This window comes from Aquabacterium sp., assembly GCF_049274795.1.
Lineage (GTDB): Bacteria > Pseudomonadota > Gammaproteobacteria > Burkholderiales > Burkholderiaceae_C > Aquabacterium.
In genome coordinates, this window is sequence record NZ_JBASTH010000121.1 from 20,365 (window position 1) to 41,579 (window position 21,215).

Here is a 21,215-nt window from a genome sequence, read left to right on the forward strand (position 1 = left end):
GGGGTGTGGCAGCTGGGCGGCTCAGTAGTCCACCAGGACAGCGCCCCAGGTGAAGCCACCGCCCATGCCTTCGAGCAGCAGCCGCTGGCCGCGCTGGATGCGCCCCTGGCGAATGGCATGGTCCAGCGCCAGCGGGATGGAGGCGGCGGAGGTGTTGCCATGCTGGTCCACCGTGACGATGAGCTGGTCCATGGTCATGGCCAGCTTGCGCGCCGCAGTCTGCATGATACGGATATTGGCCTGATGCGGCACCAGCCAGTCGACGGTCGAGGCATCGCAGCCGGCGGCGGCCAGCACTTCGCTGGTGACGCTGTCCATCACGCTGATGGCCAGCTTGAACACCGCCTGCCCCTGCATCTTCAGGAAGGGATCACCCAGCACCTGGCCGCCCACGATGGCGCCCGGTGTGCACAGGATGTCGGCGTGGCGGCCATCGGCATGCAGGCGCGAGGCCAGGATGCCCGGCTGATCGCTGGCCTCCAGCACCACGGCGCCAGCACCATCGCCGAACAGCACGCAGGTGGTGCGGTCCTTGAAATCCAGCAGCCGCGAGAACACCTCGGCCCCCACGATCAGGGCCTTGCGGGCGGCACCCGAGCGGATCATGCTGTCAGCCACGCTCAGGGCATAGACAAAGCCCGAGCACACGGCCTGCACGTCGAAGGCGGCGCAACCGGCCACGCCCAGCTTGTGCTGGATCAGGCAAGCCGTCGAGGGGAACACCATGTCCGGCGTGGACGTGGCGCAGATGATGAGGTCGATGTCGGCAGCCTGACAGCCAGCGGCTTCGAGCGCATGCCTGGCCGCCTGCACGCCCATGTCGCTGGAGGTCATGCCCTCGTCAGCGAAATGGCGGAACCGGATGCCGGTGCGCCCCACGATCCAGTCGTCGGAGGTTTCGACGCCGTCTTGTGCGAGCTGGCTGGCAAGATCCTGATTGCTCAGGCGCCTGGGTGGCAGGTAGCTGCCTGTTCCGGCAATGCGGGCGTACGTGGTTCGCGCCGCCGCCCCGCCGGACACGGGGAGGGTTTGGGTCATCGAGTAGAGGTCAGGCCACGCGCCCCACGGGGGTATGCGGGGCTGCCGTGACGCCATCACCTTGTGGGTTGTCTACGGGTTCGGCACCTTCTGCTGGCAGGCTGCCCACGGTGGCCGCAATGCGGTCGTGGACCCGGTCCAGCAATCTGTGCCGGGCCGCATGATAGGCCCTGTTGAGGGCCTGTTCAAAAGAAAATGCATCGGCCGAGCCATGGCTTTTGAAAACCAGCCCTCTCAAACCCAGCAAAGCTGCACCGTTGTAGCGACGGTGATCCATGCGCTTTTTGAAGTGAGATAACACCGGAAGCGCGACGATAGCAACAAGCTTCGTGAAGATGTTACGAGTGAACTCTTGCTTGATCACCGAGGCGAACAGGGTCGCCAGGCCTTCGGCCGTCTTGAGGGCCACGTTGCCGACGAAGCCGTCGCAGACCACCAGATCGGTCGTGCCCTTGAAAATATCGTTGCCTTCGACGTTGCCGTGGAAGTTGATGGCACCGCGCGCATCGGCCTGGCGCAGCAGTTCGCCGGCCTGCTTGATGGTGTCGTTGCCCTTGATCATTTCCTCGCCGATGTTGAGCAAGCCCACTGTGGGGTTCTCTTTGCCATCCACCGCAGCCACCAGGGCCGAGCCCATCACGGCGAACTGCAGCAGATGCTCGGCACTGCAATCGACGTTGGCACCCAGGTCCAGCACGGTGGTGTAGCCATCGTGCTGATTGGGCATCACCGAGGCAATGGCCGGGCGGTCGATACCTTCGACCGTCTTGAGCAGGTAGCGCGCCACAGCCATCAGGGCGCCTGTGTTGCCGGCTGACACGCAGGCATGCGCCTTGGTCTGCCCACCCTCACCTGGCTTGACCTGGCTGATGGCCACGCGCATGGAGGAATCCTTCTTGCGGCGCAGCGCCACCTCGACGGGATCGTCCATGGACACCACCTCGCTGGCCGCGACCAGGGTGACGCGAGCCCAACCGTTGGCGGGCTCAATGGCCTCGGGCAGGCCAACCAGCACCAACTCGGCATCCGGATGGCGCTCCAGGAAGGCCTTGCAGGCTGGCAAGGTGATGGACGGGCCGTGATCACCCCCCATGCAGTCCACGGCGATGCGCACGGGGCCTTGCAGATCAGGCAGAACAGAGCGACCCACCGCCGGGGATGCAGTGGGGGTAAGCGCAGGAGAGTTCATCGGGAGGGGCACCGGATCAGGCGCGGCCTTGCGCCACGCATCGGACGGCACAAAGAGTGGGCCTGAACAGACTATGGGCCGGAAGCCTGGCAATTGCCAGCGCGACCAGCCCGTCGAGCATGATGACTGGGTGAGCCAGCCTCATACGGAAATGGAGTTCGACCCAGCGGGGCCGCACAAGGTGCGGCCGCGGGATGTGGTCAGGCGTCAGCCTTGGTCTTGATGACCTTGCGACCGCGGTAGAAACCGGTCGGGCTGATGTGGTGACGCAGGTGCACTTCACCGGTGGTGGGCTCGATGGCGGTACCCGGTTGAACCAGGGCGTTGTGCGAGCGGTGCATGCCACGCTTGGAAGGCGACTTCTTGTTCTGCTGAACGGCCATGATGGACTCCAATATCGGGCAAGGCCCGAAGCAGGGGCGCGGGATCCATTGCCATCACACCCTTTCAGGCGCTGCCTCAGGCACGGCGGCCACCCTGGATGGGCAGCCCTGCAAAGCCTTGAGACATCAGCATCGAACCCTGCGCGGGTTGAATTCAGTTTTGACTCTCCGGATATATGCATACCCGGAAAACCCGAGATTCTAGCACGTGATATTCAACGTGCTCAAGATTTATCACCCGAAGGCCCACCGGCGGGGCCCTTTTTCAGCTGGGCCAGCACGGCGAACGGGTTCTTGCGACCGGTGTCGCCATCGGCCCCACCCTCTTCGGGCGCCTGGTCTTCCTCGTCCACCCCGGGGTCGGACACCGACATTTTAGGCGGCTGGGGGCATTCGTCATGGCGAGGCACGATGGGCGAGGCCATGATCAGCTCGTCCTCGATCAGGTCCAGCAGGTCGAAGCTGCGGCTGGTGACCAGCACGTCGTCTTCCAGGTCGGCATCCAGTTCGGCGGCCACGGCTTCATCGGCCACGAAGCGGATGGTGCGCTCGATGTCCACCGGCAGCACCACGGGCTGCAGGCAACGCTGGCATGTCCAGGGCAGCAAGGCATGGGCCTGCAGATCGAGCCAGCGCTGGGGCTCGCCCACGCGCTGGGGCAGCAGGCGGCCCTGTGCACGCCAGGTGACGGGCTCGACAGCGCCTGGCGCCACTTCGGGCGGCAGGCCCTCGGCCACGCGGGGCAGTTCGGCCACGGGGGATTGGCCCTCAAGAGGGGCTTCGGAATCGATGAAGGCCCCGATGTCCATCTTGCGGGGCTGGTGCTGACGCGGTTTCATGCGCGAAAGTGTAGGCGGGAAGCCGCCTGTGGCCACGCACCGCTCGGGGACAATAGGGGCATGAGCGATCAGACAACCCCGCCCACCCTGGTGCTTGGCTCGACATCCCGCTACCGACGGGAACTGCTGGAGCGCCTGGGCCTGCCCTTCGAGGTTCGCGCCCCGGAGGTCGATGAAACACCGCAACCCGGCGAAGAGCCCACCGTGCTGGCCACGCGCCTGGCCCATGCCAAGGCGTTCGCGGTGGCTGCCCAGACTGGTGATCGGGACGTGATCGTGATCGGCTCCGACCAGGTGGCCGATCTGGACGGGCGCCCTTTGGGCAAGCCGGGCTCACACGAAGGCGCCCAGGCCCAGTTGCGCTCGATGAACGGCCGCACGGTGGCTTTCCACACAGCCGTCACCATCGTGCGCCCGCAGACACAGGAACACTGGCAGGCCCTGGACACGGTGAAGGTGCACATGCGCACCTTGCGCGACGATGAGATCGACGCCTACCTCCGCCTGGAGCAGCCTTACGACTGCGCCGGCAGCGCGAAGGTCGAAGGCCTGGGCATCACCCTGATCGAGCGCATCGAATCAGACGACCCCACCGCGCTGATCGGCCTGCCCCTGATCTCGGTGACCCGCCTGCTGCGCCTGGCCGGGCTGGATGTGCTGCGCCATTCGCGGGCCCACACCTGAAACAAGCCTGCCCCGCCCTTGCCTCTCCCCGCCCCTCAGACACCACCATGACCGCCTCGACCGACCGCCCCACCCAGGGGCGCCTGCTGCTGATCCCCAATACCCTGGACCTGGGCAGCGTGCCCGAAGGTCAAACCCTGCCGGACGTGCAGGCCGTGCTGCCACTGGGCGCGCTGCAGGCGGCGGCCCGTGTGCAGCATTGGGTGGCAGAGAACGCCAAGACCACCCGCGCTTTCCTCAAGCGCGTGGATGCCGTCGTACCACTGCAGACGCCCTTGCAGCAACAGCACATCGAGGTGCTGCCCCGCCCAGCCAAAGGCGGCGGGGCGCAAACGCCCATCGCGCCCGCCGTGTGGCACCAGTTGCTCGCCCCCGCTCTGGCTGGGCATGAACTGGGCCTGATCTCCGAAGCCGGCCTGCCCGGCGTGGCCGATCCGGGCGCGGGCCTGGTGCTGGCGGCCCATCACGCGGGCATTGCCGTGGTGCCCATCTCGGGGCCCAGCTCCCTGGTGCTGGCCCTGGCCGGCAGCGGCCTCAATGGCCAGAGCTTCGCCTTCGTCGGCTACCTGCCCACCGATGGCGCGGCCCGCACCCAGCGCATCCGCGACCTGGAGCAGACCTCGCGCAAGCTCCAGCAGACGCAACTGGTGATCGAGACGCCCTACCGCAACACGCCCCTGGCGCAGGCCCTGATCCAGACGCTGAGCCCGCAGACCCTCCTGACCATTGCCTGCGGCCTCACGCTGGAGGCCGGCTGGTGCCGCACCCTGCCCGTGTCCGAATGGCGCCGCCAGAACCTGTCCCTGCCAGACCACATCCCGGCCATTTTTGCGTGGCTGGCCACCTGAGCGAGCCCTTGCTGCCCCGGCGGGACGCCATTCTTGCCACAATCGGTGAAGGCTTTGGCCTTTCGCCTTCGTTCACCTCTTTCACCCGCCCATCGTGAGCACGCTTTCACTCGACGCCTCGACCTCGCACACCCCGCCGGGCCGCCTTGCCCGGCAACTGGGGCATGCCAGCCTGCTGCCATTCGTCGCGGGCGCCGTCTTCATCTGGCTGCTGTCAGGGCGCGTGCAGCCCGAGCCCTTCATATTTTTGGTGGGTGCACTGACCAGCTATGCCGCGCTGGTGATCGCCTTCCTGGGCGGCCTGCCGTGGGGCCTGGCCGTGCGGGTGCGCCCCGAGGATGCCGACCACGAACTGGTGCAGCGCACGCTGTGGACCGGGCTGATCCGGCTGCTGACAGCCTGGATCGCCGTGAGCATGCCCCCGCATGCTGGCCTGGTCGTGCTGGGCGCGCTGCTGATCGCCGGCTACCTGATCGACCGACGCCTGTACCCGCTGCTGGGCGCTGGCGGCTGGCTGACGCTGCGCTTTCGCCTGACCATCGTGGCCAGCCTGAGCTGCTTCCTGGCCGCCGCCCAACTCTGACCGACCTGCCCTGCACGCCAGCCTCCGCATGATCGACTACCTCATCGAACCCGCCCAAGTCCACGCGCACCGCTACGCCGTCACGCTGAAGCTGCCCCGAACCGAAGGCCCCGTGCGACTGAGCCTGCCGGTGTGGATCCCCGGCAGCTACCTGGTGCGCGAGTTCGCCCGCCACCTGATGAACCTGCAGGCCACCCAGGGCAAGACGCCCTGCCGCATCCTGCAGGAAGACAAGACCACCTGGCTGGTGGACGCGCCCGGGCGAGGCGCCATCACCGTGCGCTACGAGGTCTATGCCAACGACACTTCCGTGCGGGCGGCCTTTTTGGATGCGCGCCGAGGCTTCTTCAACGGCACCAGCGTGTTTCTGTGCGTGGAGAGGCAGGCGCAGGGGCCTCATCGCGTGCGCATCACCGGCCTGCCCAAAGGCTGGGGCGTGGCCACGGCACTGAAGCCCGGCCAGGTCGATGCCCACGGGCAGGGCTGGTACGAAGCCGCCAACTACGACGAACTGGTCGATCACCCGGTCGAGCTGGGCAAGTTCTGGCGCGGCCAGTTCAAGGCACGCGGCATCCCGCACGAACTGGTCGTGACAGGCGCGGCGGATGACGCGGACCTGGACCGCCTGATGGCCGACACACAGCGCCTGTGCGAGGCGCAGATCGCCTTCTGGCACGGCCGACGCAAGCCGGCCTTCGACCGCTACGTGTTCCTTCTCAACATGGTGGAGGACGGCTACGGCGGCCTTGAGCACCGCGAAAGCACCGCCCTGATCTGCTCGCGCCGCGACATTCCCCGCCGCGGCCAGGAGCCCGCCCCCAGCGAGGCCTACACCACCCTGCTGGGCCTGATCAGCCATGAATACTTCCACACCTGGAACGTCAAGCGGCTCAAGCCCAGCGAGTTCGCGCCCTACGACTACACCCGCGAGAACTACACGCGCATGCTGTGGTTCTTCGAGGGCTTTACCTCGTACTACGACGACCAGTTCCTGCTGCGCACGCAGCGCATCGATGCGGCCCACTACCTGCGCCTGCTGACCAAGCCGCTCAACCAGGTCCTGGCCACCCCAGGGCGCCAGGTGCAGAGCGTCGCGCAGGCCAGCTTCGACGCTTGGACGCGCTACTACCGCCCCGACGAGAACACCGCCAACGCGACTGTGAGCTACTACACCAAGGGCTCGCTGGTGGCATTGGCGCTGGACCTCTCGCTACGGCTGGGCCCTGCCCGTGCCGATGGCCGCCAGCCCAGTCTGGACGGCGTGATGCTACGCCTGTGGGCCCTGCAGCGCCCCATCACCGAAGACGATGTCGTCACCGCCCTGACCGACGAGGCCTCGGCCCCGCCACAGCATGCGGCCGATTGGCGCACCCAGTTGAACGACTGGGTGCATGGCACCGACGACCTGCCGCTGCAGGCCTTGCTGACCGAGTTCGGCGTGCAATGGACCTCCCGCAAGGGCCCTGTGGCGCAGCAACTGGGCGTGCGAGTACAGGAGGCCTCTGGCAGCCTCAAGGCCCAGGCCGTGATGCATGGCAGCGCGGCAGAGGCCGCCGGCATCAGTGCTGGAGATGAACTCATCGCGCTGGACAACTGGCGCCTGCGCCGCACCGACGACCTCACGCAATGGCGTCGCCCTGAGCGCTCGCAATCGCTGCTGATCTGCCGGGACCAGCAGTTGCAGACGCTGACACTGGCCGCCACCAAAGCGTCGGACTGGGGCCAGGTGGTCGCGTTGAGCCTGGCCAGCGCGCCCACGGCCAGCGCCGAGTTGCGCCGCAAGGCCTGGCTGGACCGCTGACCTTGCCGTGAGCACCGAGCAGGCCCCGCCGCCTTCACGCCGATGGCGGCGCAAGACCGCGCTCGCCGCCGTGGTGGTGGGGGTGCTGCTGGGGCACGCCCTGGTCACCCGGGGCGTGATGAGCCAGCTCGAGGCCATGGGGCCTGACGCCCCCTCGATCAAGCGCCTGGATGCGGTGATGGTGGCCGACATGAGCTTGAGTGCGCCGCCCGTTGTCGCCCCGCCAGCGGCGCCGCCGGTACCGGAGCCTGCGGCCATGGCACCCGCCGCCGTGGCATCGGCTGCATCGGAACCTGCCTCGGCAACGGAAGATGCGGCCGATCAAGATGACACCGAGGAAGCGTCCTCCATTGCCAGCGCAGCGTCCGAACCCGTCAGCCCTGCCGCCAGCGATCCGGTGCTGGCCGAAGCCGCCCCCACAGCTGACGCCGCCTCCACACCCGCCTCTGCAGCCAGCGCCTCTGTCACAGTAGCCGAAGCCCCAGACAGTGCCGCCAGCGATGCAGAGCCCTTCGAGTGGCCCCTGGCCACGCGCGTCACCTTCAAAGCCGAGGGCTACATCCGCGGACCGATCTACGGCCAGGCCCAGGTGGAGTGGGTGCGCCAGGGCATGCGCTACCAGGTGCGCGTGGATGCCTCCGTCGGTCCCAGCTTCGCCCCGCTCGGCTCCCAGCGCTGGACCAGCGAAGGCGAGATCACACCCGAGGGATTGGCGCCGCGCCGTTTCGAATCCATCAACAAGCTGCTCATCAGCTCAGGCAAGCCACGGCTGGTGACCTTCCATCCTCACGAGGTGGAGCTGTCCGACGGACAGCGCGTGCCCAAGCTGCCGATGGTGCAGGACCCGGCCAGCCACTACATCCAACTGGCCTACATGGCGCTGCTCAAGCCCGAGACACTGCAGGTAGGCGGCACACTGTCGATGCCGCTGGCCTGGACACGCAAGCAGGACACTGTCACCTACGACATCCTGGCCCGCGAGATGCTGGACACCCCGGTGGGCAAGGTCGAAACCTTCAAGCTCAAGCCGCGCCCCCTGCCCAGCCAGAAAGAAAAGGACAAGGCCCGCGACGAAGTGCTGGCCGAAATCTGGGTGGCGCCCAGCCTGCAGTACCTGCCCATCCGCATGCTGCTGCGCCAGGGCGCCGCCAACTACCTGGACATGAAGATGGACAAGATGCCGCAGCAGGCCACGGCGCCCTCACCGGAAGATGCGCGGCCTGCCAGGCGATAGCGGGGTCAATTGCCCTTGGACGCCTTGGTCAGACGCTGCTCGACCACGCTGGCCGGCGCGGCAGATGCCAGGCGGCTGCCATCTTCGAAGAACATCGCAGGCGTGCCATTGACGCGCAGGCGCTGCGCCAGCGCCAGGTTGCGCTGCGTCGGCGAGGCGCACATGCCGAAGGCCTTGGGCGGCGCCTGTCCGTCGAGCATCCAGTTGCGCCAGGCCTGGGTGCGGTCCTTCATGCACCAGATGTTCTCGGCCTTGGCCTTGGAATCGTCACCCAGGATGGGGATCACGAAGGTGTAGACGGTCACGTCCTTGACGTCCTGCAGCGACTTTTCCAGGTGCTTGCAGTAGCCGCAGTTCGGATCGGCGAACACCACCAGCTTGCGCTGGCCATTGCCGTTCTTCCAGACCACGGCATCCTTGAGCGGCAGGGTCGCGAAATCGACACGGTTGATGTCGTCCAGGCGCTCTTGCGTCAGGTTGCGGCGCGACTGGGTCTCGATCAGGTTGCCATCGATGAGGTAATCACCCTTGGCATCAGTGTAGAACAGGTGCTCGCCCGCGCGCACCTCGATCAGGCCAGCCAGCGGCGCAGGCCGCAGCTCGTCGATCGGCGGCATGGTGGGCAGCCGCTGTGCCAGCTTCTGCTTGAGCGCGGCCTGCTGCGCCTGCGGCAGATTGTTCTGCGCCATGGCGGGAAGGGCCATCATCGAGGCCGCGAAAGCCGTGGCCAGCACGGCCAGCGTACGCCGCATCGGGCGCTTGAAAACTTGCATGTTGTCTCCTGTCATCGGTCGAGCGCCTGCCCGACCAGCCACCGCTTGACGGGGCTCCATTGATTGAGCAGACCCATGCCCGTGTTGCGGAGTTCCCGCACCAGGCCCTGATCCGTCTCGAAAAGGTGCAGCAGGCCATCGGTCAGGCCGGCCATGGCACGGGTAGGCAGCCAGCGGGCACGCTCATAGCGGCGCAGCAGGCGTTCGTCACCCGCAGAGCGCCAGGGCTCGCGTTCACGCGCCTCACGCAGCACGCCGGACAGCACATCGACATCAGCCAGCCCCAGGTTGAGCCCCTGTCCCGCCAACGGGTGGACCTGGTGGGCCGCATCACCCAGCAGCACCCAGCCCGGACCGCTCCAGGGCGAGGCCTGAGCCACTGCCAGCGGCCAGGCCGCCGGTGCACCGTGCAGCCGCAGTTCGCCGACCTGGGCTGCGCCGGCCGAATCACTGTCTGCGATGGCCTTCATCAGCCCGGACTCGAACACCTCGGCGGACTCAAGCAGCCATTGCTGCGCCTGGGCCTGCGGCATGGACCACACCAGCCCGTAGGAAGCACCCGGCTCCGGATACTGGAACGGCAGCAGCGCCAGCACATCGGGCGAGCGAAACCACTGGCGGGCCACGCCAGCATGCGGCCGGCTGGCGCGCAGGCGTGCGGCCACACCCCAGTGCCCATAGGGCTGCCGCTCGAACGAGGCGCCCAGCGCTTCGCGGGTGCTGGAATGCTTGCCTTCGCACACGGCCAGCAGCGAGGCCTGCACAGCCGGCGCCTGCCCTTCCGTGGACTCGATCTGCGTGACGTGCGGGGCGTAGCGGATGGCATCGCCCAGCAGGCGCTCCAGGGCCCCGGCATCGACGATCCAGGCCAGCTCGCTCACGCACTGTTGCCACGCGGTGAAGCGCAGCTCACCACCGCGATCGCCCTTGACGCACATTTCATGCACAGGTGTCGCAAATTGTTTCAAGGATGGCCAGATCCGCAGCCGCTCCAGCACCTCAATGGAACGGGCATTGAGCGCATAGGTGCGGATGTCGTGCTCTCGTGGCGCCAGCGAGCCCGGCTCACTGGCCAGCGCCACTCGCCACCCCTGGACGGACAGCGCCAGGGCCAGGGCACGGGCCACCGCGCCACTGCCGCTGACACAGACGTCGAAAACAGCTGGTTTCATGGTCAGGGATTCTAGAGCGCCCCGCCTATCAGCCCCCGGATCAAGGGCTGTGCCTGACTGACGCGCGTCATGATTGCCTCTAAAGTCCGCAAATCGACGATCCGGGCGGGCGCCAAGGGCAACCGTTCGTCAACAGAACCAAGTCAATGACGACACAAGAACAGGGCAGCGACGCACCCGTCATCGCCATGCTGGAGCGCAAGACCAGCCTGGCGGTGCTGGGCATCGGGGCGGCGGCCACCATGGTGGTCTATACCATCGAATCGTTCACCAAGGCCACCACCAGCCTGGACCGCTGGGTGCAGCCCTTCCTGGCGCTGGCCCTGCTGTGGCTGTTCCTGCGCCTGCGGCGCCACCCTGAAACTCTGGTCACCACACAGCGCCTGGCCGTAGGCTGCCTGCAGCTGTACTTCGTGAGCGGGGTGGTGCACCTGAGCGTCTTCGCGCCCCAACAGATCAGCATCTACTGGATGGCCTCCACCTACCTGTGGACCATCCTGATCACCCTGCTGCTGCACATGAGCTGGCCTCAGCGCGAAGCCCTGCTGTGGTCGGTGGCGCTGGCCACGGTGGTGTCCATTCCGCCGCTGGTGGCACGCTGGCACATGCCTGAGCAGCGCTGGGCTGCAGAGTTCGCGCCCCTGATGCTCAATGCCTTGCTGGTGGAGCTGGCCATGCTGATGAGCCTGATGAGCGTGTCCCGCCTGCGCCACGGCGTGATGCAGGTGCTGGCCACCGGCGGCCCCTCGGGCCCCGCCGACGCCCGCAAGGCCCTGGAGCGCTGGCTGGACGAACGCACCACCACCCTGGCCGAAGCCCGGGATGCCGCCGAGGCCGCCTCGCGCGCCAAGAGCCAGTTCCTGGCCGTGATGAGCCACGAGCTGCGTACCCCGCTGCACGCCATGCTGATGTCCGCCGACCTGCTGGCCGAACAGGGCGATGCGCAGACCTCGGCCGAGCGCAATGCCCGCCTGGTGTCCACCATCCAGAGCAGCGGCAAGCACCTGCTGGCCCTGATCGACCAGGTGCTGGACCTATCACGCATCGAGGCCAGCAAGATGACCATGGTGCATGAGCCCATGGACCTGGTCACCACCTGCCGGCGAGCGATCGAGGCCGTCGCGCCCATCACGCAGCGCAAGGGGCTGGCCCTGGCGCTGGACATCGCCCCCACACTGGTGCTGCAGCGGCGCGGCGATGCGCTGCGCCTGTCCCAGATCCTGATCAACCTGCTGGCCAACTCGGCCAAGTTCACCGAGCGCGGTGAGGTGCGCCTGAAGGTGACCCAGCAGGACGGCGACGATGTGCGCTTCGACGTGATCGACACCGGCGCGGGCCTGTCCGAGGAAGCCCAGCAGCGGGTGTTCGACGCTTTCTACCAGGTGGAGCACGACAGCACCCGGCGCAACGGCGGCGTGGGCCTGGGCCTGACCATCACGCGCGAGCTGGTGACGCTGGCGGGCGGCACGCTCCAACTGCAAAGCAGCCTGGGCCGTGGTACCACGGTAAGCGTGGTGCTGCCCCTGCCGCCCTCTCAGGAAGTGCGCGGCAACAGCCCGGCCATGGCCGTGCGCGCCGATCACCTGGATGGCACCCGTGTGCTGGTGGTCGAGGACGACCCCGTCAACAGCATGCTGGCCTGCGAGGCCCTGTGCGGCGTGCACGCCCAGGCCAATGCCGTGGACAGCGGCGAAGCCGCCCTGCTCTACCTGCGCCGCCACCCCGTGGACATCGTGCTGATGGACTACCGCATGCCCGGCATGGACGGCCTGGAAGCCACCCGCCGCATCCGCCAGGGCCAGGCCGGCCTGGACGCCATCGACATGCCCGTGCTGGGCCTGACCGCCAATGCCCATGCCGACGACCGGGCCCAGTGCCTGGAGGCCGGCATGAACGAGGTGCTGACCAAGCCGATCGAGCGCCAGCAGTTGATTCAGGCCGTGGCGCACTGGCGCCGCCCGCCGGACACCCAGGCCGCGCTGCTCAAAACCGCGTCGTGACACCGCACGGGAGGGCGCCGTCTACTAAAATGGCGGGTTGATTTCTCCCCTTGCGACCTGACAGGACCGACCATGAGCCTCAAATGCGGCATCGTGGGCTTGCCCAATGTGGGCAAATCCACCCTCTTCAACGCGCTGACCAAGGCCGGCATCGCGGCGGAAAACTACCCCTTCTGCACCATCGAGCCCAACGTGGGCGTGGTGGAAGTGCCTGATCCGCGCCTGCAGCAGTTGGCGGACATCGTCGGCCCCGAGCGCATCCTGCCGGCCATTGTCGAGTTCGTGGACATCGCCGGCCTGGTGGCGGGCGCTTCCAAGGGTGAAGGCCTGGGCAACCAGTTCCTCTCGCACATCCGTGAAACGGACGCCATCGTCAACGTGGTGCGCTGCTTCGAAGATGACAACGTGATCCACGTGGCCGGCAAGGTCGATCCGATCGCCGACATCGAGGTCATCCAGACCGAGCTGTGCCTGGCCGACCTGGGCACGGTTGAGAAGAGCCTGCACCGCTACAACAAGGCGGCCCGCTCGGGCAACGACAAGGAAGCCGCCGCGCTGGTGAAGGTGCTGGAGAAGTGCCAGGCCGCACTGGACCAGGCCAAGCCCGTGCGCACCATCGATTTCAGCAAGGAAGAGCTGGTCATCTTGAAGCCCCTGTGCCTGATCACGGCCAAGCCCGCCATGTTCGTGGGCAACGTGTCGGAAACCGGCTTCGAGAACAACCCCTTCCTGGACCGCCTGCGCGAGTACGCCACCGCCCAGAAGGGTGAAGTCGTCGCCATCTGCGCCAAGACGGAGGCCGAACTGTCGGAGATGGAAGATGAAGACCGCGCCATGTTCCTGGCCGAGATGGGCCAGACCGAGCCCGGCCTGAACCGCCTGATCCGCGCCGCCTTCAAGCTGCTGGGCCTGCAGACCTATTTCACCGCTGGCGTGAAGGAAGTGCGCGCCTGGACGGTGCCCGTCGGCGCCACGGCCCCGCAGGCCGCCGGCGTGATCCACACGGATTTCGAGCGTGGCTTCATCCGTGCGCAGACGATCGCTTTCGACGACTACATCACCTTCAAGGGCGAGCAAGGCGCCAAGGACGCGGGCAAGATGCGCGCGGAAGGCAAGGAGTACATCGTCAAGGATGGGGATGTCCTGAATTTCCTCTTTAACGTTTGATTTTTCTTGCCGAAGCCGCTGTCTACGCGGCTTCAGGTCAATGCGGCTCAGATCCGCGTCAGCGAAGCCACTTCGGCCAAACGCGACTTGGGCAGCTTCGCGTTGAAATCGCTGTCAGCGTGATAACCCAGCGCACAGGCCACCACGGCGGTGAAGCCGCGCTCGCGCAGGCCCAAGGCCTCATCCAGCGCCTTGGTGTCGATGCCTTCCATCGGCGTGGCGTCGATGCCCAGCGTGGCCGCGCCCAGCAGCAAGGTGCCCAGCGACAGGTAGACCTGCTTCTCCATCCAGTGCTGCAGATCCTTGGTCTGGTAGCGGTGGATGTCCACGTAGCCCTGGCGGCTCTTGCGCTGGTTGGCGCGGGCGCCTTCAGCGGTGAAGCGGCCGTCGCGCTCTTCCTGGTCCAGCAGCGCTTCCAGATAGTCCTCCGACAGATCCGTGCGCGCGCACAGCACGACCACGTGCGAGGCGTTCAGGATCTTGGGCTCGTTGTAGGCGAAGCCGCCCTGCGCGCCCGTGGCCACTTGGGCCTTGCCTTCGTCGGTAGAGGCGACCACGAAGTGCCAGGGCTGCGAGTTCACGGACGAGGGGCTGTTGCGCAGCAGGGTGATCAGCTCTTCCACCTGCGCCTGCGGGATCTTGCGCGAGGCGTCGTACGCCTTGGTGGTGTAGCGGGTCTTCGAGAGGGTGACGAGGCTCATGGCCATGGCTCCTGGGAACTGCAAAAGGTAGGAAGGAAGGGACGATAGCGGAAGCTGGCGTGATCCGTCAGAAGCCCGACAGCACGACCTTGCCGCGCGCTCGGTGACTTTCGATCAAGGCATGCGCCCGGCGCAGATTGGCCGCGTTGATGGTGCCGAAATCCTCGCTGAGCGTGGTCTTGATGACGCCTTGATCGACCAATGCCGATACCCGGTCGAGCAGCTCGTGCTGGCGGACCATGTCCGGCGTTTCGAACAGCGAGCGCGTGAACATCAGCTCCCAGTGCAGCGACAGGCTCTTGGCCTTGAGCGGCGTGGCGTCCAGCGTGGCCGGGTCGTCGATCAGGGCCAGGCGGCCTTGCGGGCGCAAGGCCTCGATGATCTCGGCGTAGTGGGTGTCGGTGTGCGTCAGGCTGGCGACCATGTCCACCAGCAGCAGGTCGGCCTTGCGCAGTTCATCGGCCAGGGGCTGGCTGTGGTCGATGACATGGTGGGCGCCGAGCTGGCGTACCCAATCGGCAGTTTCGGGGCGGGAGGCGGTGCCGATCACCGTGAGCTTGGTGAGCTGGCGCGCCAGCTGCGTGAGGATGGAGCCCACGCCGCCGGCCGCGCCGATGATCATGAGGCTCTGGCCCTCGCCGCCGCCTTCGGGCACGCCCAGGCGGTCGAACAGCAGCTCCCACGCGGTGATGGAGGTCAAGGGCAAGGCCGCGGCCTGGGCCGCGCTGAGCGTCTGGGGCTTGCGGCCCACCACGCGCTCATCGACCAGGTGGTATTCGCTGTTGGTGCCGGGGCGCTTCAAGGCGCCGGCGTAGAACACCTCGTCGCCCGGCTTGAAGAGGCTCACCTCATCGCCCACGGCATGCACCACGCCCACGGCGTCCCAGCCCAGTACGCGCCAGCCTTCGGTGGGTGAATTGGCGCGGATCTTGGTATCCACCGGGTTGACGGAGACAGCGTGCACCTGCACCAGCAGATCACGCGGGCCGGGCAGCGGCATGGGCAGGTCAATGTCGATCAGCGAGCGCGGGTCGTCGGCGGTCAGGCCGTGCTGGGTGTAGGCGATGGCTTTCATGGTGTTGTCCAAGGTACTTGTTGCTGGGTATGGACGCATGATCCGCCTCTCGATCTACCCAATAAAGATGCAAAATCACTCAACACTTTCTCTTCTGGAGTGAAAATGATCCGCGTGGATGACCTGGCGCTGTTCGAGCGCTCCGCCGTGCTGGGCGGCTTTTCGGAAGCCGCGCGCGAGGCCGATCTGCTGCCCGGCCAGGTCAGTGCGGCCATCAAGCGGCTGGAGCGCGAGCTGGAGATCCGCCTGTTCGCGCGTTCCACCCGCAGCCTGCGCCTCACGGCCGAGGGTGAGCGCTACCTGCCCTATGCGCGCCAGGTGCTGCAGGCATTGCGCGAGGGGCATGCACAACTGCACCAGGAGCGCAAGGAGCTGAGCGGCCTGCTGCAGATCGCCGCGCCCTCTGACCTGGGGCGCAATGTGCTGCTGCCCTGGTTCACGGCCTTCCGGCGCCAGCACCCCAAGCTGACCCTGCGGTTGTTCCTGTCGGACCGGGTGACGGATGTGTTCCGTGAGCCGGTGGACGTGGCCATCCGCTACGGCACGCCGGAAGACGCCAGCTACGTGGCGCTGCCGCTGGCACCCCGCAACCGCCGCGTGCTGGTGGCCTCACCCGGCTACCTGGAGCGCCACGGCAGGCCCGAGACCCTGGCCGATCTGCAGCGCCATGATTGCCTGCTCTACCTGCTGGGCGGCCGTGTCTACGACAAATGGATCTTCCACGATGGAGAGCAACGCGTGGTGGCCCATGTGCGCGGCCCCTTGCAGGCCGATGATGCGCACGTGGTGCACCGCCTGGCGCTCGATGGCGAAGGCGTGGTCTACAAATCCTGGCTGGACGTGGCCGAGCACGTGCGCACCGGCAAACTGGAGGTGCTGCTGCCACAACTGACGGGTGAGGCTACGCCGCTGCACCTGGTGTGCCCGCACCGCCAGCAGTTCTCGCCAGCGGTGCAGTTGCTGCATGACTTGCTCAGGCAACGCTGCGAGGCCGTGGCGGGCCTGATGCCCGAACCCAAGCCACAGGCAACCTGACCCGCCTGCCCTGCCCCGCCAGGCTCATCAGGCCGGATCAGGGATCCAGTTGCCGTGAAAGCCCAGCGGCACCCGCGCCGGCAGGTGCACCACGGCCTGCGGCGGGCCGGCCACATCGGCCGCGTTGAGCACCACGAAGTCGGTCGTGCCCGTGTTCATGTCGGTCACGTAGTTGACCAGCCAGCCGTCGTTCTCGGCGGCATCCGGCGCGCGCGGCACGAACACCGCCTCGCTCGGAATGCGGCCCAGGCCGAACTTGTGCACAGCATGGCGCCCTGTGGCCAGATCGTAGGCATTGAGTTGCTGTGCCAGCGAGAAATCGAAGTCGAAGCCCACGGTGTAGGCGTGGCGGTAAGGCCGACCAGTCAGACGCTCGTCAAAACGTGGGAACTCCTGGCTTCCCTCGTGCAGCACCTCGCGCACCACGTCGCTGCGGTGGGGGCTGATCGTCCAGCGCTCGAAGGTGATCTTCTGGTTGTCCGTCTCGGGGCCCACGCGCGAGCGGTCGAACATGCGGCGGTGCACCACCACGTCCAGCAGCACGCCGCCATCGGCCGTGTCCTGCGCATTGCAGGGGTGGAACACGAAGCAGGGCTCGACGTTGAACCAGCGGATGTCCTTGGCCTCGCCCTTGAGTGGCAGCAGGCCCACGCGGGCAGGATGCCGGTCGTTCCAGGCGTAGGGCATGCTGTTGCCGCGCAGCACGCGGCTCAACGAGAAGGTCACGGGCAGGTCCAGCACCACGATCTGGCTGCGGGTGATGGCGCAGTCGTGGATCATGGGGCCGTGGCTCACGGGGATGTCGACCACGCGGGCGACCTGGCCCGTGGCATCGACCTCGACGTGCTGCACGCGGCGCTGGTCCAGCGCGTCGTAGCAGATGGCGTGCAGCGAGCCGGTGTCCGGGTCACGGTGCGGGTGGGCACTGAAGGCGCGCATCACGTCGCTGTCGAAGTAACCGTGGCGCACCGTTTCCAGTTGATCATCGAGTTGCACGGGCAGCATGCCGGCCTCCACCGAGGCCCACACACGCCCGGCATGGCCGAACACATTGGTGTTGACGGTATCCGCCACCCCACGGCGCGGCCCCGGGGCCAGCGGCTTGCCCTGCGCACGGTGCACGCTGTCCGTGCCCACCCAGCGGTTGCGGTACCAGAGCGCTTCGCCATCGGCCAGGCGCAGGCCGTGCACCATGCCATCACCGGCGAACCAGTGGTACAGGCCGGGGTTGTCCACGTGCATGGGGTTCGGGCCGATGCGCGCATACAGACCGTTGATCTCCCTGGGCAACTGGCCGGTGATCTTCAGGCGGGTTTCGGTGACCTCGTCGTGCACCGGGGCGAAGGGCCCTTCCAGATAGATGTTGGACGCCTGATAAGGCTGGCGCTGGCGAACCCAGCGGCTGATCCATCCAACGGTGCGTTCAGCGAGGTTGCGTGACATGGGTGACCCCCAGGCGTGACTTGACGGGCTTGAATGTGTACAGTGCCAACACTGTGATCCGCAATGTACCCATCGATGTGCACATTGTCAACATGTCAAGCAATACCATTTCATCAGCCCCTGCGCCCAGCGAGGAAAAGCCCGCTGCTGCGCCTTACCACCATGGCAACCTGCGCGCCGCCCTGATCGAGGCCGGCCTGGACGCGCTGCGCGACAAGCCAGCCCATGAACTCAGCCTGCGTGATCTGGCCCGCCAGGTAGGCGTGTCGGCCAATGCCGCCTACCGCCACTTCGCCGACAAGGAAGCCCTGCTGATGGCCCTGGCCTCCGAGGGCTTCCGCCGCTTTTCGCTGGCCCAGGCGCAGGCCGCCGCCCAGGGCGACACGCCCCAGGCCATGTTCGAAAAGGCTGGCCAGGCTTATGTGCGTTTTGCCCGGAGCCACGCGGCCCTGTTCCAGCTGATGTTCGGCCGCTTTCCCGCCCAGGGCCGCAGCCCGGAGTTGGTCGAGACCTGCGAGGCGGCCTTCTCGGGCCTGACGGGCCTCGCGGCTCTGCACGCCAGCCTGCCGCAGGACCACCCCGCCGTGCAGATGCGCGCCCTGGTCGCCTGGAGCTTCGTGCACGGCCTGAGCCACTTGGTGCTCGATGGCCAGCTCGACCGCTTCAGCGATGACACCGATGCGCTCGTCAACGGGCTGATCGCCCAGATGGGCGCCGCCGCCCTGCCCGCCCTGAACGCACCGAGCGTCGCCAACGCCCCGATTTGATCCTGGTCAGCCCCAGTTGCGATTTCGGCGCATTTACAGGCGACACCCCCTCGCCGTGCTCAAGTCACGCTTGCACGTGTCGAAAAGCAGGCAGCGTTCGGCCGCTTGGTGCGAACGGATGACGGGCCCATTGCAGCGGCCCTGGGGATACGACCATGGTTTTGACGGAATTGATGCGACGTTTCACGATCCGCCTGCGCATGCAGGGTGCCATCGTGACCGTGCTGTTGTTGCTCTCGATGGTGGGCGGTGCAGGCCTGTACGGCATGTTCAGGATCCAGCACCTGAGCGATGACTTCAGACACCACTCCTTCGAGGAGACGCAGACGCTGTCGCACCTGCGTGAAGCGATCGGCCAGATGCGCCGCCACGAGAAACAGATGTTCATCATGGCCGGGCATGCCGACGAAGTGCAGCGCTCGCTGCAGGCCTGGCGTGATGCCGGTAAACGGCTGCAGACCCTGTCTGCCCACATGCTCGAAGGCGAGGAGGACGAGGACAACGTCATCCTGCGCGCCAGCGCGCCGCACATCGCCGCCTACCAGCAGGCCATCGAAGGCGTGCAGGCCGAGCTGGCCAGTGGCTCGCTCAGCTCCACCGACGCGCTGACCAAGCTCAAGGACGCCGTGCAGAAGGCCGACGGCCTGGACACCATGGTGGCCGACATCGAAAAAGTGCTGCAGGACGAGGCCAACGAGGCCCTGGCCGAGCAGGAGCGTGCCGTCACGGTCACCGAGGCGCTGTTCATCGCGGCCGTGGTGATCGCCGTGGTCGTGGTGGTCCCGCTGACCCTGCTCAACCAGGTCTCCATCTGCCGCCCGATCCAGGATGCGCAGCAACTGGCCAACCGCATCGCCCAGGGCCACCTGGACAACCGCATCGATGCCACCGGCAAGGACGAAACCGCGCAGCTGCTGCTGAGCCTGGGCGAAATGCAGCGTGCCCTGCGCACGCTGGTGGGCGAGGTGCGTGAATCGGCCGAATCCATCTCCACCGCCTCCAGCGAGATCGCCAGCGGCAACATGGACCTGTCCAGCCGCACCGAAAGCACCGCCTCCAGCCTGCAGCAGACGGCCAGCTCCATGGACCAGTTGACCGGCACGGTGCAGCACAGCGCCCAGTCCGCCGGCCAGGCCAACCAGCTCGCCGGCCAGGCCGCCGAGGCAGCCCGCCGCGGCACCAGCCTCATGGACGAGGTGGTCAGCAACATGGGCGAGATCGACACCGCCAGCCGCCGCATCAACGAGATCATCGGCGTGATCGACGGCATCGCCTTCCAGACCAATATCCTGGCCTTGAACGCTGCGGTGGAAGCCGCCCGCGCCGGTGAGCAAGGCCGCGGCTTTGCCGTGGTGGCGGGCGAGGTCCGCTCGCTGGCACAGCGCAGCGCGCAGGCCGCCAAGGAGATCAAGACGCTGATCAGCGCCTCCGGCGAGAAGGTCAACTCCGGCACCCGGCTGGTCAACGACGCAGGCGCGGCCATGCACGAGATCATGAGCAGCGTGGAGCACGTGAGCAGCATCATCACGGAGATCACCACCTCGTCGAACGAGCAGAGCCAGGGCATCGGCCAGGTCAACCAGGCCGTGAGCGAGCTGGACCAGATGACGCAGCAGAACGCCGCGCTGGTGGAGCAATCGGCCGCCGCCGCAGCCAGCCTGCGCGAACAGGCCGACCGCCTGAGCCGTTCGATCTCGTCTTTCGCCCTGTAAAAAAACAGCCCTGCCGCTCACCCGACGGCCGCCAGGGTTTCAGTTTTCCCGATTCCGTCCGATAGTCACAGAAGTCGCTGCCGGCGCGGTTCACCGTGCCACGGCAGTTCATCTCTCACCTGGGTCGGTCGTGCCCTGCTCCACGGCCCCTTCACCCTGCCAGCGAGGCCTCATGGAAACAGCACAAGCTCAAGACACGCAAGCCGGCTCGCCACGCGCCGCCGCCGGGATCTCCGGCTTCGGCCCCAAGGGCCTGACGCCCAGGCAACCCACCCGCCAGGGCAGTGCCGGCCGCGAGTTCCTCACCTTCCGTCTGGGCAATGAGGAATACGGCATCGACATCCTGAAGGTGCAGGAGATCCGCTCCTACGAACCGCCCACCAAGATCGCCAACGCGCCCTCCTACCTCAAGGGCGTGGTGAACCTGCGCGGCGTGATCGTGCCCATCGTTGACCTGCGCGTGAAGTTCAACTGCGTCAACGAGCAGGGCGAGGCCGAGATCAACAGCTTCACCGTGGTGATCGTGCTGAACGTCAAGGGCCGTGTGGTCGGTGCCGTGGTCGATTCGGTGAGCGACGTGATGCAGCTCAATGACCAGACCATCCAGCCCGCGCCGGAGATGAGCTCGTCCATCGTGGACACGTCCTACATCACCGGCATCGCCAATGTGAGCGACCGCCTGCTGATCCTGATGGACATCGAGTCGCTGATGAGCAGCGCCGAGATGGGCCTGATCAACGCGCTGGCTGATCGCTGAAGCCCACCTCTTTC

20 protein-coding genes are annotated in these 21,215 nt (G+C 66.8%); 11 read left to right on the forward strand and 9 right to left on the reverse strand.

Annotated features, from left to right (window positions below; translation table 11 throughout):
* Nucleotides 1-21 precede the first annotated feature (21 nt).
* The 4 genes from WAQ08_RS20645 to WAQ08_RS20660 all read right to left on the reverse strand — a co-directional run bounded on the left by WAQ08_RS20645 (nt 22) and on the right by WAQ08_RS20660 (nt 3,449).
* Nucleotides 22-1,038 (reverse strand): beta-ketoacyl-ACP synthase III, encoded by a 1,017-nt coding sequence (locus WAQ08_RS20645; protein WP_422194342.1) that lies wholly within the window; start codon nt 1,036-1,038, stop codon nt 22-24.
* Between the two features lie 10 nt (nt 1,039-1,048).
* Nucleotides 1,049-2,152, reverse strand: coding sequence for a phosphate acyltransferase PlsX (gene plsX / locus WAQ08_RS20650; RefSeq protein ID WP_422194411.1), 1,104 nt, complete (start codon nt 2,150-2,152; stop codon nt 1,049-1,051).
* 275 nt (nt 2,153-2,427) lie between these two features.
* On the reverse strand, nt 2,428-2,610 hold the full coding sequence (gene rpmF / locus WAQ08_RS20655) for a 50S ribosomal protein L32 (RefSeq protein WP_422194344.1): 183 nt from the start codon (nt 2,608-2,610) through the stop codon (nt 2,428-2,430).
* 224 nt (nt 2,611-2,834) lie between these two features.
* Nucleotides 2,835-3,449 (reverse strand): YceD family protein, encoded by a 615-nt coding sequence (locus WAQ08_RS20660; protein WP_422194345.1) that lies wholly within the window; start codon nt 3,447-3,449, stop codon nt 2,835-2,837.
* Nucleotides 3,450-3,509: 60 nt separating this feature from the next.
* Between WAQ08_RS20660 and WAQ08_RS20665 the strand changes: the two genes are divergently transcribed.
* From WAQ08_RS20665 to WAQ08_RS20685, 5 genes are all read left to right on the forward strand, one after another.
* Nucleotides 3,510-4,133: a Maf family nucleotide pyrophosphatase gene (locus tag WAQ08_RS20665; protein WP_422194346.1), complete on the forward strand. Its 624-nt coding sequence runs from the start codon at nt 3,510-3,512 to the stop codon at nt 4,131-4,133.
* Nucleotides 4,134-4,180: 47 nt separating this feature from the next.
* Complete coding sequence (locus WAQ08_RS20670) at nt 4,181-4,981, forward strand: SAM-dependent methyltransferase (RefSeq protein ID WP_422194347.1); 801 nt, start codon at nt 4,181-4,183, stop codon at nt 4,979-4,981.
* Nucleotides 4,982-5,075: 94 nt separating this feature from the next.
* Nucleotides 5,076-5,564 carry a DUF3429 domain-containing protein gene (locus WAQ08_RS20675; protein ID WP_422194349.1) on the forward strand — a complete coding sequence of 163 codons (489 nt, stop codon included), beginning with the start codon at nt 5,076-5,078 and terminating at the stop codon, nt 5,562-5,564.
* Nucleotides 5,565-5,592: 28 nt separating this feature from the next.
* Complete coding sequence (locus WAQ08_RS20680) at nt 5,593-7,365, forward strand: M61 family metallopeptidase (protein ID WP_422194350.1); 1,773 nt, start codon at nt 5,593-5,595, stop codon at nt 7,363-7,365.
* Between the two features lie 7 nt (nt 7,366-7,372).
* Nucleotides 7,373-8,599: a DUF3108 domain-containing protein gene (locus tag WAQ08_RS20685; RefSeq protein ID WP_422194351.1), complete on the forward strand. Its 1,227-nt coding sequence runs from the start codon at nt 7,373-7,375 to the stop codon at nt 8,597-8,599.
* A gap of 5 nt (nt 8,600-8,604) precedes the next feature.
* Here the strand turns inward: WAQ08_RS20685 and WAQ08_RS20690 are convergent, their stop codons facing one another.
* Nucleotides 8,605-9,372, reverse strand: coding sequence for a thioredoxin fold domain-containing protein (locus WAQ08_RS20690; protein ID WP_422194352.1), 768 nt, complete (start codon nt 9,370-9,372; stop codon nt 8,605-8,607).
* An 11-nt stretch (nt 9,373-9,383) separates the two neighbouring features.
* Complete coding sequence (locus tag WAQ08_RS20695) at nt 9,384-10,544, reverse strand: FAD-dependent monooxygenase (RefSeq protein WP_422194354.1); 1,161 nt, start codon at nt 10,542-10,544, stop codon at nt 9,384-9,386.
* Nucleotides 10,545-10,690: 146 nt separating this feature from the next.
* Between WAQ08_RS20695 and WAQ08_RS20700 the strand changes: the two genes are divergently transcribed.
* Nucleotides 10,691-12,544: an ATP-binding protein gene (locus tag WAQ08_RS20700; RefSeq protein ID WP_422194355.1), complete on the forward strand. Its 1,854-nt coding sequence runs from the start codon at nt 10,691-10,693 to the stop codon at nt 12,542-12,544.
* A gap of 72 nt (nt 12,545-12,616) precedes the next feature.
* Nucleotides 12,617-13,711, forward strand: coding sequence for a redox-regulated ATPase YchF (gene ychF, locus WAQ08_RS20705; RefSeq protein ID WP_422194357.1), 1,095 nt, complete (start codon nt 12,617-12,619; stop codon nt 13,709-13,711).
* A 47-nt stretch (nt 13,712-13,758) separates the two neighbouring features.
* On the opposite strand, the gene nfsB is transcribed toward ychF, so the two are convergent.
* Together nfsB and WAQ08_RS20715 are read right to left on the reverse strand one after the other, a co-directional pair.
* Complete coding sequence (gene nfsB, locus WAQ08_RS20710) at nt 13,759-14,412, reverse strand: oxygen-insensitive NAD(P)H nitroreductase (protein ID WP_422194358.1); 654 nt, start codon at nt 14,410-14,412, stop codon at nt 13,759-13,761.
* A gap of 67 nt (nt 14,413-14,479) precedes the next feature.
* Nucleotides 14,480-15,487, reverse strand: a complete 1,008-nt coding sequence (locus WAQ08_RS20715; protein WP_422194360.1) for a zinc-binding alcohol dehydrogenase family protein — start codon at nt 15,485-15,487, stop codon at nt 14,480-14,482.
* Nucleotides 15,488-15,592: 105 nt separating this feature from the next.
* Between WAQ08_RS20715 and WAQ08_RS20720 the strand changes: the two genes are divergently transcribed.
* Nucleotides 15,593-16,522 (forward strand): LysR substrate-binding domain-containing protein, encoded by a 930-nt coding sequence (locus tag WAQ08_RS20720; protein ID WP_422194362.1) that lies wholly within the window; start codon nt 15,593-15,595, stop codon nt 16,520-16,522.
* Nucleotides 16,523-16,549: 27 nt separating this feature from the next.
* On the opposite strand, the gene WAQ08_RS20725 is transcribed toward WAQ08_RS20720, so the two are convergent.
* A complete protein-coding gene (locus WAQ08_RS20725) occupies nt 16,550-17,965 on the reverse strand; it encodes a carotenoid oxygenase family protein (RefSeq protein WP_422194364.1) in 1,416 nt (471 codons plus the stop codon).
* A 92-nt stretch (nt 17,966-18,057) separates the two neighbouring features.
* On the opposite strand from WAQ08_RS20725, the gene WAQ08_RS20730 reads away from it, so the two are divergent.
* From WAQ08_RS20730 to WAQ08_RS20740, 3 genes are all read left to right on the forward strand, one after another.
* Nucleotides 18,058-18,732: a TetR/AcrR family transcriptional regulator gene (locus tag WAQ08_RS20730; RefSeq protein ID WP_422194366.1), complete on the forward strand. Its 675-nt coding sequence runs from the start codon at nt 18,058-18,060 to the stop codon at nt 18,730-18,732.
* 173 nt (nt 18,733-18,905) lie between these two features.
* On the forward strand, nt 18,906-20,444 hold the full coding sequence (locus tag WAQ08_RS20735) for a methyl-accepting chemotaxis protein (RefSeq protein WP_422194367.1): 1,539 nt from the start codon (nt 18,906-18,908) through the stop codon (nt 20,442-20,444).
* A 172-nt stretch (nt 20,445-20,616) separates the two neighbouring features.
* Nucleotides 20,617-21,201 (forward strand): chemotaxis protein CheW, encoded by a 585-nt coding sequence (locus WAQ08_RS20740; RefSeq protein ID WP_422194368.1) that lies wholly within the window; start codon nt 20,617-20,619, stop codon nt 21,199-21,201.
* Nucleotides 21,202-21,215 lie beyond the last annotated feature (14 nt).

What these genes read in the sequence shown, in the direction of transcription:
- WAQ08_RS20645 (WP_422194342.1), bottom strand. Translation starts at nt 1,038, where the DNA reads ATGACCCAAACCCTCCCCGTGTCCGGCGGGGCGGCGGCGCGAACCACG.
- nfsB (WP_422194358.1), bottom strand. Translation starts at nt 14,412, where the DNA reads ATGAGCCTCGTCACCCTCTCGAAGACCCGCTACACCACCAAGGCGTAC.
- WAQ08_RS20680 (WP_422194350.1), top strand. Translation starts at nt 5,593, where the DNA reads ATGATCGACTACCTCATCGAACCCGCCCAAGTCCACGCGCACCGCTAC.
- WAQ08_RS20700 (WP_422194355.1), top strand. Translation starts at nt 10,691, where the DNA reads ATGACGACACAAGAACAGGGCAGCGACGCACCCGTCATCGCCATGCTG.
- WAQ08_RS20735 (WP_422194367.1), top strand. Translation starts at nt 18,906, where the DNA reads ATGCGACGTTTCACGATCCGCCTGCGCATGCAGGGTGCCATCGTGACC.
- WAQ08_RS20715 (WP_422194360.1), bottom strand. Translation starts at nt 15,487, where the DNA reads ATGAAAGCCATCGCCTACACCCAGCACGGCCTGACCGCCGACGACCCG.
- WAQ08_RS20730 (WP_422194366.1), top strand. Translation starts at nt 18,058, where the DNA reads ATGTCAAGCAATACCATTTCATCAGCCCCTGCGCCCAGCGAGGAAAAG.
- WAQ08_RS20695 (WP_422194354.1), bottom strand. Translation starts at nt 10,544, where the DNA reads ATGAAACCAGCTGTTTTCGACGTCTGTGTCAGCGGCAGTGGCGCGGTG.
- WAQ08_RS20720 (WP_422194362.1), top strand. Translation starts at nt 15,593, where the DNA reads ATGATCCGCGTGGATGACCTGGCGCTGTTCGAGCGCTCCGCCGTGCTG.
- WAQ08_RS20670 (WP_422194347.1), top strand. Translation starts at nt 4,181, where the DNA reads ATGACCGCCTCGACCGACCGCCCCACCCAGGGGCGCCTGCTGCTGATC.
- WAQ08_RS20660 (WP_422194345.1), bottom strand. Translation starts at nt 3,449, where the DNA reads ATGAAACCGCGTCAGCACCAGCCCCGCAAGATGGACATCGGGGCCTTC.
- ychF (WP_422194357.1), top strand. Translation starts at nt 12,617, where the DNA reads ATGAGCCTCAAATGCGGCATCGTGGGCTTGCCCAATGTGGGCAAATCC.
- WAQ08_RS20740 (WP_422194368.1), top strand. Translation starts at nt 20,617, where the DNA reads ATGGAAACAGCACAAGCTCAAGACACGCAAGCCGGCTCGCCACGCGCC.
- WAQ08_RS20665 (WP_422194346.1), top strand. Translation starts at nt 3,510, where the DNA reads ATGAGCGATCAGACAACCCCGCCCACCCTGGTGCTTGGCTCGACATCC.
- WAQ08_RS20725 (WP_422194364.1), bottom strand. Translation starts at nt 17,965, where the DNA reads ATGTCACGCAACCTCGCTGAACGCACCGTTGGATGGATCAGCCGCTGG.
- rpmF (WP_422194344.1), bottom strand. Translation starts at nt 2,610, where the DNA reads ATGGCCGTTCAGCAGAACAAGAAGTCGCCTTCCAAGCGTGGCATGCAC.
- WAQ08_RS20690 (WP_422194352.1), bottom strand. Translation starts at nt 9,372, where the DNA reads ATGCAAGTTTTCAAGCGCCCGATGCGGCGTACGCTGGCCGTGCTGGCC.